The sequence below is a fragment of the Dactylosporangium sucinum genome, from assembly GCF_014647515.1.
Classification (GTDB): Bacteria; Actinomycetota; Actinomycetes; order Mycobacteriales; family Micromonosporaceae; genus Dactylosporangium; species Dactylosporangium sucinum.
The window spans coordinates 154120-168310 of record NZ_BMPI01000019.1; the positions used below are offsets into that span (position 1 = coordinate 154120).

At 72.0% G+C, this 14191-nt stretch carries 15 protein-coding genes and 1 tRNA gene; 8 read left to right on the forward strand and 8 right to left on the reverse strand.

Going from position 1 to position 14191, the window contains the following annotated elements; all coding sequences use genetic code 11:
• Positions 1-73 precede the first annotated feature (73 nt).
• Positions 74-1267, forward strand: a complete 1194-nt coding sequence (locus IEZ31_RS21050; protein ID WP_190251623.1) for an oxygenase MpaB family protein — start codon at positions 74-76, stop codon at positions 1265-1267.
• Positions 1268-1343: 76 nt separating this feature from the next.
• On the opposite strand, the gene IEZ31_RS21055 is transcribed toward IEZ31_RS21050, so the two are convergent.
• The 3 genes from IEZ31_RS21055 to IEZ31_RS21065 all read right to left on the reverse strand — a co-directional run bounded on the left by IEZ31_RS21055 (position 1344) and on the right by IEZ31_RS21065 (position 2244).
• Entirely contained in the window at positions 1344-1652 is a 309-nt protein-coding gene (locus IEZ31_RS21055; protein ID WP_190251624.1) for an ankyrin repeat domain-containing protein, read from the reverse strand.
• 105 nt (positions 1653-1757) lie between these two features.
• Positions 1758-2051 (reverse strand): hypothetical protein, encoded by a 294-nt coding sequence (locus IEZ31_RS21060; protein WP_190251625.1) that lies wholly within the window; start codon positions 2049-2051, stop codon positions 1758-1760.
• Between the two features lie 118 nt (positions 2052-2169).
• A tRNA-Trp gene (locus IEZ31_RS21065) sits at positions 2170-2244 on the reverse strand.
• Between the two features lie 104 nt (positions 2245-2348).
• Between IEZ31_RS21065 and IEZ31_RS21070 the strand changes: the two genes are divergently transcribed.
• Positions 2349-3176 carry a S1 family peptidase gene (locus IEZ31_RS21070; protein ID WP_190251626.1) on the forward strand — a complete coding sequence of 276 codons (828 nt, stop codon included), beginning with the start codon at positions 2349-2351 and terminating at the stop codon, positions 3174-3176.
• Between the two features lie 18 nt (positions 3177-3194).
• Here the strand turns inward: IEZ31_RS21070 and IEZ31_RS21075 are convergent, their stop codons facing one another.
• Positions 3195-4661: a glutamate synthase subunit beta gene (locus tag IEZ31_RS21075; protein ID WP_190251627.1), complete on the reverse strand. Its 1467-nt coding sequence runs from the start codon at positions 4659-4661 to the stop codon at positions 3195-3197.
• 231 nt (positions 4662-4892) lie between these two features.
• On the opposite strand from IEZ31_RS21075, the gene IEZ31_RS21080 reads away from it, so the two are divergent.
• The gene (locus IEZ31_RS21080; RefSeq protein WP_190251628.1) at positions 4893-5354 is read left to right on the forward strand and encodes a MarR family winged helix-turn-helix transcriptional regulator; all 462 of its coding nucleotides are present in this window, start codon (positions 4893-4895) and stop codon (positions 5352-5354) included.
• Positions 5355-5467: 113 nt separating this feature from the next.
• On the opposite strand, the gene IEZ31_RS21085 is transcribed toward IEZ31_RS21080, so the two are convergent.
• From IEZ31_RS21085 to IEZ31_RS21100, 4 genes are read right to left on the reverse strand one after another with little or no spacing between them, the layout of a single operon-like run.
• A complete protein-coding gene (locus tag IEZ31_RS21085; RefSeq protein ID WP_190251629.1) occupies positions 5468-6787 on the reverse strand; it encodes an FAD-dependent oxidoreductase in 1320 nt (439 codons plus the stop codon).
• A gap of 4 nt (positions 6788-6791) precedes the next feature.
• A complete protein-coding gene (locus tag IEZ31_RS21090) occupies positions 6792-7631 on the reverse strand; it encodes a carbohydrate ABC transporter permease (protein ID WP_190251630.1) in 840 nt (279 codons plus the stop codon).
• Complete coding sequence (locus IEZ31_RS21095) at positions 7624-8535, reverse strand: carbohydrate ABC transporter permease (protein WP_190251631.1); 912 nt, start codon at positions 8533-8535, stop codon at positions 7624-7626. Before IEZ31_RS21095 ends, IEZ31_RS21090 begins: the two co-directional genes overlap by 8 nt.
• Positions 8536-8546: 11 nt before the next feature.
• On the reverse strand, positions 8547-9911 hold the full coding sequence (locus tag IEZ31_RS21100) for an ABC transporter substrate-binding protein (RefSeq protein ID WP_190251632.1): 1365 nt from the start codon (positions 9909-9911) through the stop codon (positions 8547-8549).
• A gap of 211 nt (positions 9912-10122) precedes the next feature.
• Here IEZ31_RS21100 and IEZ31_RS21105 point away from each other — a divergent pair, with 211 nt between their 5' ends.
• The 5 genes from IEZ31_RS21105 to IEZ31_RS21125 all read left to right on the forward strand — a co-directional run.
• A complete protein-coding gene (locus tag IEZ31_RS21105) occupies positions 10123-11025 on the forward strand; it encodes a dihydrodipicolinate synthase family protein (RefSeq protein WP_190251633.1) in 903 nt (300 codons plus the stop codon).
• Between the two features lie 50 nt (positions 11026-11075).
• Positions 11076-12080: a LacI family DNA-binding transcriptional regulator gene (locus IEZ31_RS21110; protein WP_190251634.1), complete on the forward strand. Its 1005-nt coding sequence runs from the start codon at positions 11076-11078 to the stop codon at positions 12078-12080.
• 14 nt (positions 12081-12094) lie between these two features.
• Positions 12095-13087 (forward strand): dihydroxyacetone kinase subunit DhaK, encoded by a 993-nt coding sequence (locus IEZ31_RS21115; RefSeq protein ID WP_190251635.1) that lies wholly within the window; start codon positions 12095-12097, stop codon positions 13085-13087.
• A gap of 7 nt (positions 13088-13094) precedes the next feature.
• Positions 13095-13688, forward strand: coding sequence for a DAK2 domain-containing protein (locus tag IEZ31_RS21120; RefSeq protein WP_190251636.1), 594 nt, complete (start codon positions 13095-13097; stop codon positions 13686-13688).
• Positions 13688-14191, forward strand: a 504-nt coding sequence (locus tag IEZ31_RS21125) for an aldehyde dehydrogenase family protein (protein WP_190251637.1), incomplete at its 3' end; no start/stop codon positions are given. The genes IEZ31_RS21120 and IEZ31_RS21125, both read left to right, overlap by 1 nt.

Consider the following 14191-nt stretch of genomic DNA (forward strand, 5'->3'; position numbering starts at 1 on the left):
GACGGTCGCAGTCCGCCACTGCTTGACCCCTGTGAGAGCAGCGCCCATGCCTCCAAGGAAGCGGGGTAAGTTAATGAGCAATCTCAACCGACGGAGCGTCCTGACGCTCGGTGTCGCGCTCGGCCTGGTGAGCGCCGCCGGCGTCGGTGCCGCCCCGGCCCTGGCCGCACCCGCCGCCGCTGGCACCGACCCCTGGTGGGTCTGGGACGACGAGGTGGACCAGCTGGTCGCCGGGCTGATCACCAGCGGCCAGGTCCCCGCGGTCAACACCGCGATGCGGTCCTGGGTGAACAACAGTGACGCCATCCCCAGCGGCCTGCCGGCCAACCTCAGGACCTACCTGCAGGGCGTCAACACGCTGCCCTCCTGGGCCGACCGCACCAAGCTGCGCCTCGCCGCCGACTTCAACCGGCGCAAGGACACCTACCTGTTCATGCTCTACGGCCTCGGCAGCGGCATCATGAGCACGGTGATCCCGCGTGAGGCGAAGTCGGTCTACTGGTCCGCGGGCGGCGCCAACATGCAGGACCGCGCGGCCAAGACGTTCACCTTCGGCTACGACCTGAGCGAGCTGACCGCGTTCGAGCCCAACGGCCAGTTCGTGGTCACCGCCAACAAGACGCGCCTGGTGCACGCCGCGGTGCGTCATCTGCTTCCGCAGTCGCCGCATTGGCGGGCGGTCGCGAACGAGCCGGGCCTGATCCCGATCAGCAACGGCGACATCCTCGTCACCTTCCACAGCCTGGGCACCTTCGTGCACAAGAAGCTGAAGGAGTGGAAGGTTCCGATGACGGCCGCGGAAGAGGCTGCGTTCCTGCACCAGTGGCAGGTCGCCATGCACCTGCTCGGCGTGCGCGACGAGTTCATCCCGCAGACCTGGTCGGCCGCCTACGCGCAGTCGGCGTCGGCGCTCAGCCCGATCCTCGCCCCCTCGACCGAGGGCAAGGAGCTGGCCGAGGACCTGCTCGGCCTGACCGCCCAGATCGACCTGGGCATCACCCGCGGCTTCCTCAACGAGTTCGTCCGCTACGTGCTCAGCAACGAGATCGGCGACTGGCTGCGACTGCCCCGCGACTACGCGGCCGCCGCGCTCATCCGCACCGTGTGGCCGGCGTTCATCGCGTTCCGCGAGGGGCTCAACCCCATCGCGCCGGTCAGCTTCTACATGTTCGACCAGTTCATCCGCGCGATCGCGATGCTGTTCCTGAACAAGGGCGCGTCCGGCACGACCACGCTCATCACGATCCCCACCGGGAACCGGCCCTGATTCCAGGAGCCGGGAGGGGAGGCCCCCTCCCGGCTCCCACAGTCCGGGCGGCACCGCCGAGCCGAGGCGGCGCTCGTCAGTCGTTCGGCGCGGCGGTCCGGAGCGCGTCGATGACCGGGGCCGGGGCGCCGGCCGTCTCCGCCGCCCGCACCGCGCTCCAGCCGTAGCTGTCCGGCGTGAGCGGGTCGACTCCGGCCGCTCGCAGGCGTCGGATCAGGGCGAGGTCGCCGATGCGGTGGGCGACGTGCAGCAGCGACCGGCACTGCAGGCCGCGGACGCCGCGGGGGTCGACGCCGGCGTCGAGCAGCCGGTGCACCTCGGCGGCGTCGCCGTGGGCGGCCGCGAGGAACATGTGGTGGGTGACCGTCCGGATCTGTCGCGGCAACGTCCCGGTCCGAGCCGACCAGGCGTCCAGGACGGCCAGGCAGCCGGTTGCGCCCGCCCAGGGCCCGCAGGGTGCGTTCGCGGTGCAGCTCGTCCGGGGTGTGGTTCAGCGGTTGCAACTGCCCGCGCACGCGGCGTCGACCTCCGGGGCGACCTCGACGCCGGCCGCGCGCCAGGCCCCGAGCGGGCCGCGGAAGCGTAGGTGGTCCTCCCACTCCGCGCAGGCCGCGCGGTCGTCCTTCGGCGGGGCCGCCTGCGGCCGGTCCGCGGGGCGGCCGTCGCGGCGGAAGTGCGGTGCCCGGTCGCCGCCGCCCAGCCGCTGCAGCAGCCGGTCCGCGTGCCGGGCGTCCCACAGGTGCCGGCTGCCGTCCCACCGGCCGATCACCGGTGGCTTGCCCACCGACAGCACCAGCCGCGGCGGCCCGTGCCGATCGAAGCGACCGAGGATGACGAGCGCCTGCCCGGTGGCCGGGTCACGCGCCAGGAGCAGCGATCTCCCCCGGGACGCGACGCTGGATGGCGGGCGGCCGGATTCGAACCGGCGTCCCCAGGAAGTTGGAGTCCCAGTGCGACGACCTCTGCGCTACACCCGCCGTGCCACATGCTAGCGGCGTCACCGCGGGATCGCGCCGTCCGGACGCCGGGGCGGTATGCTCCATCTATCGACGTCTATCACTGAGCCTCATCTGGAGGGCCCATGCGTGCCGCTCGGTTGCTCGTCGCGATCGCCACCGCCGTCGGGGTCGCCCTGCCCGCCACGGCCGCCGAGGCGGCGCCCGGTATCCAGGCGTTCCAGCGGACCGTGGGCACCGCGTGGTGGCAGGAACCGGCCGGCGGCCGGCTGACCGTGAGCCTCGACGACACCGTCAGCGCGGCGACCGCGGCCGGCCTCAGCCGGGCCGTCAGCCGGGCCGGCGGCGCGGTCCAGCGCGAGCCGGGCGTGCTGCGCAAGCACATCGCCGGCGCGGATCCGTTCTTCGGTGCGGCCGGCGGGCGGTGCCTCATCGGCTTCAACGCCCGCGCGCTGCCGGACTACTACTTCCTCACCTCGGCCCACTGCGTCGGGGCGGTCGGCGGCACGGTGTACGCCGACGCCGCGCACACCGTCGCGCTGGGCACCGTGGCCACCAGGAACGCCGGGTACGACTACGCGCTCGTGCGGTACACCAACACCACCATCGCCAAGCCGAGCGCGGTCGACCTGCACAACGGCACGCTCGCCCCGATCACCAGCTTCGGCACCGGCTACGTCGGCCAGACGGTCACCCGCAGCGGCGCCACCGGCGTGCGCACCGGAAGGATCACCGCCCTCAACGCCACCGTCAACTACGCCGACGGCACGGTGTACGGGCTGATCCGCACCTCGGTCTGCAGCGAACCCGGCGACAGCGGCGGCCCCCTCTTCTCCGGCGCCGTCGGGCTGGGCATGACGTCGGGCGGCAGCGGCAACTGCACGAGCGGCGGGACGACGTACTTCGCCTCCGCCGCACGCGCCGCGAACGCCTACGGCGTGGCGCCCTACTGAGCGGCGACCGTCACCCGGTTACCGCGCGCTGAGCGGCATCGAGGCCGGGGTGACCGGGGCGGGCAGCCGGCCGCCGCCGCCCAGGTACTGGTGGACCGCCGCGGCGGCCGAGCGGCCCTCCGCGATCGCCCAGACGATCAGCGACGGTCCCCGCCGGGCGTCACCGGCCACGAAGACGCCCGGCGCCTCGGTCTGCCAGTCAGCGTCGGCGTCGATCGTGCCGCGTCTGTTGCGGGTCAGCTTCGCCTGCGCCAGGTGCGGTCCGGGCTGCGTGCCGGCGAACCCGATCGCCAGCAGCGCCAGGTCGGCCGGCACCTCGCGGACCGTGCCCTCGACCTCGGTCAGCGTGAAGCCGGGGCCGACCAGGACGTCCACCAGCTCGACCGCGCGGAGCCGCCCCTCGTCGTCGCCGAGGAAGCGGCGCACCGCGCAGCCGAAGTTGCGCTCGCCGCCCTCCTCGTGCGCCGAGCCGCTGCGCAGCATGGTCGGCCAGGTGGGCCAGGGGTCTCGGCCGCCGTCCCGCTGCGGCGGCGGCAGGGGTGCCACCTCCACCAGTTGCACGCTCGCGGCGCCCTGCCGGTGCGCGGTGCCGAGGCAGTCCGCGGCCGTGTCGCCACCGCCCACGACGATGACGTTCAGGCCGGCCGCGTCGATCGGCGGTGCGTCCAGCGAGCCGGCGACGACCCGGTTCGCGCCCTCCAGGTACACCATCGCCTGGTGGATGCCGGTGAGCTCGCGGCCGGGCGTGGGCGGCACGTCGCGCGGGTCGAGGGCGCCGCAGGCCAGGACGACGGCGTCGTGCCGCTCCCGCAGCTCGGCCAGCGAGACGTCGACGCCGACCTCACAGCCGGTGACGAACGACACACCCTCGGCGGCGAGCTGAGCGGCCCGGCGGTCGATGTGGCGCTTCTCCAGCTTGAAGTCCGGGATGCCGTAGCGGAGCAGGCCGCCGACGGCGTCGCTGCGCTCGTACACGGTCGTCGCGTGTCCGGCGCGCGCCAGCTGCTGCGCGGCGGCCAGGCCGGACGGCCCGGAGCCGACCACGGCCACGCTGCGGCCGGACGGCGTCGCGACCGTGAAGGGCCGCAGCGGCCCACCGTCGGTCAGGCGGTTGATGATCTCGACCTCGACCTGCTTGATCGTGACCGGGTCGTCACCGATGCCGAGGACGCAGGCCGCCTCGCACGGGGCCGGACAGAGCCGCCCGGTGAACTCGGGGAAGTTGTTCGTCGCGTGCAGCGCCTCCGCGGCGCGCTCCCAGTCGCCGACGCGCACCAGGTCGTTCCAGTCCGGGATCAGGTTGCCCAGCGGGCAGCCGTTGTGACAGTACGGAACGCCGCAGTTCATGCATCGGCTGGACTGCTCGTGGATCACCTGTTCGTCGACGCGCTGGTAGACGTCGCGCCAGTCGGCGACCCGCTCGGGCACCGGGCGCAGCAGCGGCAGCTGCCGGCGGTACTTCATGAATCCCATCGGATCAGGCATGACTGGCCTCCGTTGCCTGGCGGCGCATCGGATCGCGACGGGACAACACTGGCCCGAAATGTGAGACGGCCGTCCCACTGTCGTGGATGGCACCCTATCCGAACCGCCTGGGCATGTCACAGGGCCAGAAAAGCCAATTGCGCCACATCCGCCGCCTCGGCGGCTCCGCGACGCGCCTCGTAATAGTAAGTTTGGACTTGTCAGTTTCAACTGAATATCTATGCTGGAGTCATGGCCGAGGCTCCGCACCCGACGACCGACGCGAGCAGCGATCTCGCGCTCGTCGCTGCCCGTGATCTCACCGTCGCCGTCAGCCGACTGCGCCGACGCCTGCGCGAGCTGCGCGGGGAGGACGGGCTCACCCCGTCGCAGACGTCGGTCCTGAGCCGGCTCGAGAAGAACGGGCCGGCGACCGCGAGTGAGCTGGCGGTGGCCGAGCGGGTGCGTCCCCAGTCGATGACCGCCACGGTGGCCGCGCTCGTGGAGCGCGGCCTGGTTCGCCGTGACCTCGATCCCGACGACGGCCGCCGCCAGCGCCTCGCGCTCACCGACCACGCGCGGGCCTGGATCAGCGACACCCGTCGCGTCCGGGACGAGTGGCTGGCGGCGGCCCTGCAGCGGGAGCTCACGACCGAGGAGCTCAGCACCGTCGTCCAGGCGATCGCGCTGATCGAGCGGGCCATGCCGCGATGACGGCCCCGGCCGGGCCGGTGGGCAGCCGGCCCAGCACTCGGAGGCCGGAGCGGCACCGGGACGCAGCGGGCGCTCCGGCCGGACGGTGCCGGTCCGGCCGGAGCTGACTTGATCTACGCGCGGGCGCCGATGACGCCGCGGGCGCGGAGTGCGGCCTGCAGCTTGCCGACCTCCAACTCGTGGGTGTCGAAGCCGCCGAGGGTCGCCAGCGCCGCCGCGGTGCCGGCCGCCTCGCCGGTGGTGAAGCAGGTGGCGGTGATGCGGGCCGACCCGTTGGCCTCGTGGGTGCTCGACACGCAGCGGCCGCCGGCGAGCAGGTTGGTGAAGTCGCGGGCGACGAGCACGCCGTACGGGATGTCGTAGGCGGCCCGCAGGCCGTCGGTGTGCGACAGGCCGGGGGCGTCGGCGTCGTGCACGTCGATCGGGAACGCTCCCGTGCCGATGCTCTCCGGGCTGCGCCGGCCGCCGAGCACGTCCTCCTGCGTGAGCGTGGTCAGGCCCAGGATGCGCCGCGACTCGCGGACCCCGACCCGGTCGGCGACCGCGGCGAGGTACGCGTTCGTGCCGCCCGGCACGTATCGCCGGAACCAGTCCACGGTCTGCATGACCTGCTCGGCGAGGACGAGATATCCGGAGACCGTCCGGGTCACGTTGAGCACCGCCTCGCCGCGGGTCGGCCAGCCGGCCAGGTGCAGCTCGGTGCGCCGCCAGGACAGCCGGCCGTCGGCGTGCCCGGCGGCGAGCAGGGCGCCGAAGCCCCACAGGTTCACGTGGTCGTCGCTCGGCTGCCCGATGTGGCTGCCCGCCCGGAAGTCGCCGGGGTGGCTGCGGGCGTAGTCCAGCAGCGGGCCGAAGTCGACGGCGCCGAGCTTGAGCGTCAGCGACAGCGGCTGGGTGCGGCCCGGCCGGTCGGTCTGCAGCGCGGCGCCGGCCAGCCCGAAGACGACCGCGTCGCCGGAGCAGTCCACGACGATCCCGGGCCGGATCACGGTACGGCCGACGCCGGCGGTCTCGACGGCGACTTCGGACACCACCGAGTCCACGGTGGACACCGCGACGACCGCGGTGTCGAGCATGAGTGTCACGCCGGCCCGCCGCAGCAGGATCGCCTCGCACATGGACAGCTCGGCGTGGTTCACGGGCGTGCGGGTGGCGGTGTAGGCGACGTCGTCGGGGATGTGCCCGGGCGAGCCGCCGTACTGCTGCAGCAGCGAGACGATGCGCTGACCGGTGCCGCCGGTGACCTGGTTGCCGGCGGCGTCGTGGAATCCGGCGCTGTGCTCCAGCAGCTGGTTGGCGAGGGTGCCTCCGACGTGGCCGGTGGCCTCGACGAGCAGGGTCTCGGCGCCGGACTCGGCGGCCGCGACCGCGGCGGCGACACCGGCGGAGCCGGCACCGACGACGAGCACCTGCGGGGTGAGAACGGTGGTCAAGACGTCAGCCTTTCACGCTGCCGGCGGTCAGTCCCTTTTCGTAGTAGCGCTGCAGCACGAAGAACAGGACGACGACCGGGATGGTCACCAGGGTGCTCAGCGCCATGATGGCGCCCCAGCGGATGTCGAACGACGTGACGAGCCCGGCCATGCCGACCGGTGCCGTGACGTTGTCGCCCTGGGCGATGACGCTGGCGAGCAGGAACTCGTCCCAGGACAGGATGAACGCGAACATCGCCGTCGTGGCCAGGCCGGTGCGCAGCAGGGGAAGCGTCACCCGCAGGAATCCGCCGAGGTAGCCGACGCCGTCGACCCACGCCGCCTCCTCCAGGTCCCGCGGCACGGCCTCGACGAACGACTTCATCAGCCAGGTCGTCAGCGGCAGCGTGATCGTGAGGTGCCCGATGACGATGCCGATCAGGCCGCCGACGAGCCCGAGCGAGGCGAGCACGAGGTACAGCGGGACGAGCAGCAGGATCGCCGGGAAGAGGTACGAGACGCCGAGGCACGCCAGCAGCACGCGGCGGCCGGGGAAGGTGAACCGCGTGACCGCGTATCCGGCGGCGGTGCCGAGGGCCAGCGAGATCAGCGTCGTGGCGGCGGCCACGACGAAGCTGTTGGCGAACCAGCGCAGGGCGCCGGAGCCGAACACCTCCTCGTACCAGGCCGTCGTGACGCCGGTCGGGACGACCGACGGGTCGGACTGGAAGAGCTGATCGGCGGGCCGCACCGAGCTGGCGATCATCCAGACGATCGGGCCGACCGCGAAGAACACGATGAGCGCGAGCGCGACGATCCGGCCGGCGAGTCCGGCCAGCGACCGGCCCGTGCGCTTCCTAGGCATCCCGCCGGGCACGGAGCCGGTAGAAGATCCAGCCGACGAGGCCGACGGCGCCGAGGAAGAGCCCGGCGAGGGATGCGATCGCTGCTGCGTAACCGACGCGGAACTCACCCATGACCACCTTGTAGATGTATGTCGACAGGACTTCGCTGGACCCCGCCGGGCCGCCGCGGGTCAGCAGCCAGACCAGCTCGAAGTACATGAGGGTCCAGATGCCGCGCAGGGCCAGCAGGGACAGCGCGGCGGAGCGCAGGTTGGGCAGGGTCACGTGGACGAACTCGCGCCAGGGCCCGGCGCCGTCGACGCGCGCCGCCTCGTACTGCGACTTGTCGATGCTCTGCATGCGGGCCCAGAACACCAGCATGGCGAACGGGAATCCGCGCCAGACGTTGACGATGATGACGGTCGCCAGGGACGTGCTCTCCTGGCCCAGCGGGTTCGCCCCGGCGTCGAGCGCCCCCCAGGACTGCAGGCTGGTGCTGATGATGCCGTAGTGCCCGTCGAGCATCCACTGCCAGACCAGTGCGCTGGCGATGACCGGCACGACGTACGGGATCAGCAGCAGCTGGCGGATCCAGCGCATGCCGGGCCAGTCGGCGTCGATGAGCAGCGCGGCGGCCAGGCCGAGCCCGAGCTGCCCGGCCAGGGACAGCAACGTCCACACCAGGGTGTGGCCGATCGTCGACCACAGCACCTTGTCCGACAGCAGCGTGCTGAAGTTGTCGAGCCCGGCGAACGCGGAGTCGCCGGTCAGCAGGTCGATCGAGAACAGCGAGGTGCGGAAGCTCTCGAAGATGGGGTACGCGAGGATGGCGACGAACAGCAGCGCAGCGGGCAGGGCGAAAGCGATGCCTGCCCGCTGCTGCCGTCCGGCCAGCCCGCGGGTGAGGACTGCGGGAGTAGCCATCGGTCCGCCGATCAGTTCACTTTGGCGAGACGTTTCATCTCGGTGTTGATGTTGTCGAAGGCCTTCTCGGCGGTGATCGACCCGGCCGCGGCGGCCTGCAGGTTGTCGCCGACGAACGTGGTCGCCTCGATCTGGCCGGCGAGCTGGTTCAGGCCCGCCTCCATGCCGTAGCGGTACCACTCGGGCAGGGACTTGTCGCGGATGGTCTGGATCTCGGCGGAGAACTTCTGCACCGTGGGGTTGCCGGTGAAGACGGCCGAGGCGGCGGCGCTGTTGGTGGCGGGCAGGGCGAAGACGGGGCGGGTGTTGACGCGTGCGGCGGAGAGGTCGGCGGCCATCATGCACGTGACGAGCGCCTTGGCGGCCTTCTGGCGGCGGTCGTTGCTCTTGCCGACCATGAAGAAGTAGCCGCCGCCGATGGAGCCCTGCGGCTTCACGCCCGCGGCCGGGCCGGGCAGCTGGAACACGCTCATCTTGTCGAGCATCGACGGGTTCTGCTCGTTGGCCATCCCGACGACGGCGCCGAAGTCCAGCGTCATGGCCGCCTTGCCCTGCACGAAGGCGGTGCGGAAGTCGGTCCAGGTCCAGGTGCGCGACTCCGGCGGCGACGCGGCCTTGTAGAGGTCGATCATGAACTGGGTGGCCTGCACGGCCTTCGCCTTGTCCCGGTCGAGGGCGTACTCGCCGGTCTTCGGGTCGAAGGTGTGCACGCCGTTGGCGTAGAGGAACTGGTAGTACATCTGGGGCGCGACGAGGGCCGAGGCCATCGGCACCGTGAAGCCGCGCACCCCGCCGGCCGGGTCGTCCAGCTGCTTGGCGGCGGCCAGCAGCTCCTGCCAGGTGGTGGGGATCGCGATGCCCTTGGCGGCGAAGAGGTCCTTGCGGTAGTACACCTCCTGGTGCAGCGCCCAGTCGGGCACCGCCCAGGTCTTGCCGTCCTTGCCCACCGCGTGCAGGAACGAGGCGACGAAGTCGTCGCGGCCGTGCTCGTCCACCACGTCGTCGACGGGCACGATGTAGTCACCGGCCTGCGCGGCGGCGACGCCGCCCTCGATGGTGTTCATCACGTCCGGGCCGTTGCCGGCGCGGAAGGCCGTGACCATCTTCGGGTACATGCTGTCGAACGGCACGGCCTCGAAGGCGACCGTGACGTCCTGCTGCTTGGCGACACAGCTTTCCGCCTGCTGCCTGATGACGTCGGCCTGTGTCTTGACGGTCAGGTTGGTCCAGAACGTGAGCTTGATCGGGCCGCCGTCGTCGGCACTGCCGGTGGAGTTCTTCGCGCTCGGAGGAGAACAGGCCGAGGTCAGCGCAAGTGCTCCCGCCGCGGCCGCAGCCGTCAGCCATCGCCCCGCGCTCTGCTGGCGTCGGTTCATGTGTGTGTCCTCGAAGTTGCTGGATGATTGCCGCCCCGTGTTAACGGTTACACCGTGACGGCGCAGGGCCCACCTGTCAAGGGCACATCAAGAATCACTGCAGTTCATGACCGTGAAACAAGGTGTTGACAGGCGATGGGAGGTCGCGCAACATGGACCTCGCCTGTAACCGGTTACATCGATCCGTGAACCTCGGAAAGGTTGCACACACATGACCCTGGCTACCAAGGCCGACTTCAAGGGCGTCATCCCGCCGCTGGTGACCCCGTTCGACGCCGACGAGAACATCGATGTCGAGGCGCTGCGCGCGGAGATCCGGTTCCACCTCACGACCGGCGTGCACGGGCTGTGCGTGACCGGCTCGACCGGGGATGGGCAGATGCTGTCGCTCGAGCAGTCCGTGACCGTGGCGCGGGTCGCGGTCGAGGAGGTCGCCGGTGCCGTGCCGGTGATCGCGGGCATCATCCGCGACTCGACCGCCGAGGTCATCCGCTACGGGCAGGCGCTCAAGGAGACGGGCGTCGCCGCGCTGCAGGTGACGCCGGTGCACTACCTGTTCCAGCCGGACGAGCAGACCACGGTCGAGTACTACCGCCGCATCACCGAGGCGACCGGCTTGCCGGTCGTCATCTACAACGTGATCCCGTACGCGCTGATCCCCGCGACCACCGTGTACCGGGTCATCCAGGAGATCGACCTCGTCGTCGGCGTCAAGCAGTCCGGCGGCAACATCCACCAGCTCGCCGACCTGCTCAAGGCCGCGCCGACCGAGGGTGTGGTCCTCACCGCCGTCGACGACCTGCTCTACCCGGCCTACCTGCTCGGTGCGCAGGGCGCGATCAGCGCGACGCTGACGGTCGTGCCGGAGCTGTGCGTCGCGCAGTGGAACGCGGTGCAGGCCGGCGACCACAAGACCGCCCTGGACATCCACAACAAGCTGCTGCCGGTGTGGCGGGCCATCGACGGGCCGAACATGACGGTCCGCATCAAGGCCGCGCTGGAGCTGCAGGGCCGCAACGGCGGTCTCGGCGCGCACCCGCTGACCCCGGTCAGCGACGCCGAGCGGGACGCCATCCGCGCCGCTCTGGTGGAATCCGGCGTCCTTCCGGTTTGATGGACGCGCTGCGTTCCGCACAGCGTTCGTAGGAGATCCGAGGAGTCCCTGTGGCAGGCATTCGAGACGTGGCCAAGCTGGCCGGGGTGTCAACCGCAACCGTGACCCGCGCCCTGCGGGACGAGGCGTCGGTGACCCCCGAGACCAAGGCCAAGGTCCGGGCCGCCGCGGCGCGGCTCGACTACGTGCCCAGCGCCGCGGCCCGGGCCCTGTCACAGGGACGGTCCAGCCTGCTCGGGCTGTTCGTGCCGGACATCGTCAACCCGTTCTACGCCGAGGTCGCGCAGGGCATGGCCGACCGCGCCGCGGAGGCCAACTACCACTGCGTCATCGCCAGCTCGCACCTCAACCCGGAGCGGGAACGGCAACTGGTGACGTCCCTGCACGACGGGACGCTGGCCGGGCTCGCCGCGACCACCGTGGGCACCGACGAGAGCTTCACCTCGGCGCTGACCGGCCAGCGCGGCCCGCTCGTGCTGGTCGACCGCCGCCCCCGCGGGATCCGCGCGCCGCTGGTGCGCACCGACAACCGCAAGGTGACCCGCGAGGCGGTCGGGCAGTTCTTCGCGATGGGCCACACCAAGGTCGCGATGATCTCCGGGCCGCGCGACTTCGACACCGCCTGCCAGCGGCTGTCCGGCTTCCGGCTCGCCTACAAGGACGCCGGCCTGCCGCTGCGGGACGAGTACATCCGCCACGGCCATCTCGGCGAGGCGGGCGGCCTCGCCGCCATGCGGGAGCTGCTGGCCCTGCCGTCCCCGCCGACGGCGGTGTTCTGTTTCAACAACCTCGTCACGGTCGGCGCCCTGATGGCGATCCGGACGGCCGGGCTGAAGGTGCCCGGCGACATCAGCATCCTCGCGTTCGACGACATGAGCCTCTTCCCGCTCGTCGACCCGCCGATCACCGCGATCGCGCAGCCGGCCTACCAGATGGGCCGCGCCGCGGCCGACCTGCTGCTGCGCCAGCTCGGCGGCGAGAAGTCGCCCGCAGACGTCGTCCTTCCCGCCACGCTGATCGAGCGGGAGTCCCTGGCACCGCCAGGCTTCAACTGAGAGAGCCCCTGACCATGGCGCAACCGTTCCTGGCGTCCGCCGGCGACTACGTCGACCGGGCGCTGGCCGGGTTCGCACGGAGCAACCACGACGTCGTGGCGCTCCACACGGACCCTGTGTTCGTCCGGGCGACGACCCCGGATCCGCATCGCCGCGTGGGCCTCGTCTCCGGCGGCGGCTCCGGCCACGAGCCCATGCACGCCGGCCTGGTCGGCCGCGGGATGCTCGACGCCGCGGTGCCCGGCAAGGTGTTCGCCTCCCCGCACAACCGGCAGGTCTACCAGGCCAGCCGGGCGGTGGCCGGCACCGACGGCGTCCTGCACATCGTCAAGAACTACACCGGCGACCGCATCAACTTCGGCATCGCCGCCGAGCGGCTGCGGCACGACGGGATCCGCGTCGAGCGGGTGCTCGTCGACGACGACATCGCCACCGACAGCGACGACACCGCGACCGGGCGCCGCGGCACCGGTGCCACGATCCTGGTGGAGAAGCTGCTCGGCGCGGCCGCCGACGGCGGAGCCTCGCTCGACGAGCTCGCCGCCCTCGGCGGCCGCGTCGTGGCGCGTTCGCGCAGCATCGCCGTCGCGTCGCGGGCCCACACCTCGCCGGCGACCGGCCGGCTCGCCTTCGAGCTGCCCGACGACCAGGTCGAGTACGGTGTCGGCATCCACGGCGAACGCGCCGCCCGCAGCATCTCCCGCCCGCCGCTGGAGGAGCTGGTCGGCCGGATGGTCGACGACGTGCTCACCAAGACCCCGGCCGGCGACCGGGCGCTGCTGCTCGTCAACGGCCTCGGCGCGACGACCGCCATCGAGCTGCACAACGTCTTCGCGATCGCCGCCGACGCGCTCGCCGAGCGCGGCGTGACGCTCGGCGGCAGCCTCGTCGGCACCTGGACCCCGGCGCTGGACATGAAGGGCTTCTCGCTGACCGTGACCATGCTCGACGAGGACTGGCAGCGCCTGTGGGACGCGCCGGTGTGGACCGCCACGCTTCGGAAGTGAGCCACGCATGTTGATGAGAACGTATCTGGACCTCACGACCGAGGCGCACGCCTCGCTCACCGCCATGGACCAGGCGGCCGGCGACGGCGACTTCGGCGACAACCTGCGCGACGCGCTGCGCCTCGTCGACTCGCGGATGCCGGACGACGCCGGGCTCGCCGTCGAGTTCGCGGTCGCCGCCACCTGCTTCCTTGACGAGGTGGGCGGCACCAGCGGACCGCTGATCGGCCTGCTGCTGCAGGAGATCGCCGCTGCGCTGGCGGCCGCGCCCGCCGGCCGGTCCGAAGTGGACGATGCGCTCGTCGCCGGGCTCGCGGCCGGGATCGCGGCCGTTCAGCGGGTCGGCGAGGCGCAGGTCGGTGACCGCACCATGCTCGACAGCCTCGTGCCGGCCCTGGACCTGCTCACCGAGGCCCCGCGCCCGGTCGACTGGGCGGCGGTCGCCGCCGAGGCACGCCGTGCCGCCGAGGCGACCGCCGGGCTCAAGGCCCGCATGGGGCGCGCCAGCTACGTGGGCGAGCGCGCCCTCGGCACCCCGGACGCCGGCGCCGTGGGCATGGCCCTGTTCTTCGCGGCGCTCGCTCAGGAAAGGACCGCCTGATGCACGCACTGACCGGGGAGATGTTCCTGGGATTCCGGCGATTCCGCGGTACCGCGGGCGAACAGCGCTCCACCGATCCGGCCTCCGGCGCGCAGAGCGGCCCCGGCTACGGCATGGACGACGGCACCGGCGCCGCCGAGGCGTGCCGGCTCGCCGCCGCCGCCTTCGACCGCTACCGCGCGACGCCCGACGCGGTGCGGGCCGAGTTCCTGCGCCGGATCGCGGCCAACCTCGAAGCCGAGGACGAGCAGCTGGTCGCGTGCGTGCAGCAGGAGACGGCGCTCGGGTCGCCCAGGGCCCGCAACGAGCTCGCCCGCACCACCGGGCAGCTGCGCATGTTCGCCGACCTGCTCGACGAGCCCGCCTGGCGGGACCAGCGGCGGGTCGCCGGCACCGAGGCGGTCCCCGAGGTCTGGTCCCGGCGGATCCCGCTCGGACCGGTGGTCGTCTTCGGCGCGTCGAACTTCCCCCTCGCCTTCTCCGTCGCCGGCGGGGACACCGCC

What these genes read in the sequence shown, in the direction of transcription:
- IEZ31_RS21075 (WP_190251627.1), bottom strand. Translation starts at nt 4,661, where the DNA reads ATGCCTGATCCGATGGGATTCATGAAGTACCGCCGGCAGCTGCCGCTG.
- IEZ31_RS21105 (WP_190251633.1), top strand. Translation starts at nt 10,123, where the DNA reads ATGACCCTGGCTACCAAGGCCGACTTCAAGGGCGTCATCCCGCCGCTG.
- IEZ31_RS21050 (WP_190251623.1), top strand. Translation starts at nt 74, where the DNA reads ATGAGCAATCTCAACCGACGGAGCGTCCTGACGCTCGGTGTCGCGCTC.
- IEZ31_RS21120 (WP_190251636.1), top strand. Translation starts at nt 13,095, where the DNA reads ATGTTGATGAGAACGTATCTGGACCTCACGACCGAGGCGCACGCCTCG.
- IEZ31_RS21115 (WP_190251635.1), top strand. Translation starts at nt 12,095, where the DNA reads ATGGCGCAACCGTTCCTGGCGTCCGCCGGCGACTACGTCGACCGGGCG.
- IEZ31_RS21080 (WP_190251628.1), top strand. Translation starts at nt 4,893, where the DNA reads ATGGCCGAGGCTCCGCACCCGACGACCGACGCGAGCAGCGATCTCGCG.
- IEZ31_RS21070 (WP_190251626.1), top strand. Translation starts at nt 2,349, where the DNA reads ATGCGTGCCGCTCGGTTGCTCGTCGCGATCGCCACCGCCGTCGGGGTC.
- IEZ31_RS21090 (WP_190251630.1), bottom strand. Translation starts at nt 7,631, where the DNA reads ATGCCTAGGAAGCGCACGGGCCGGTCGCTGGCCGGACTCGCCGGCCGG.
- IEZ31_RS21095 (WP_190251631.1), bottom strand. Translation starts at nt 8,535, where the DNA reads ATGGCTACTCCCGCAGTCCTCACCCGCGGGCTGGCCGGACGGCAGCAG.
- IEZ31_RS21100 (WP_190251632.1), bottom strand. Translation starts at nt 9,911, where the DNA reads ATGAACCGACGCCAGCAGAGCGCGGGGCGATGGCTGACGGCTGCGGCC.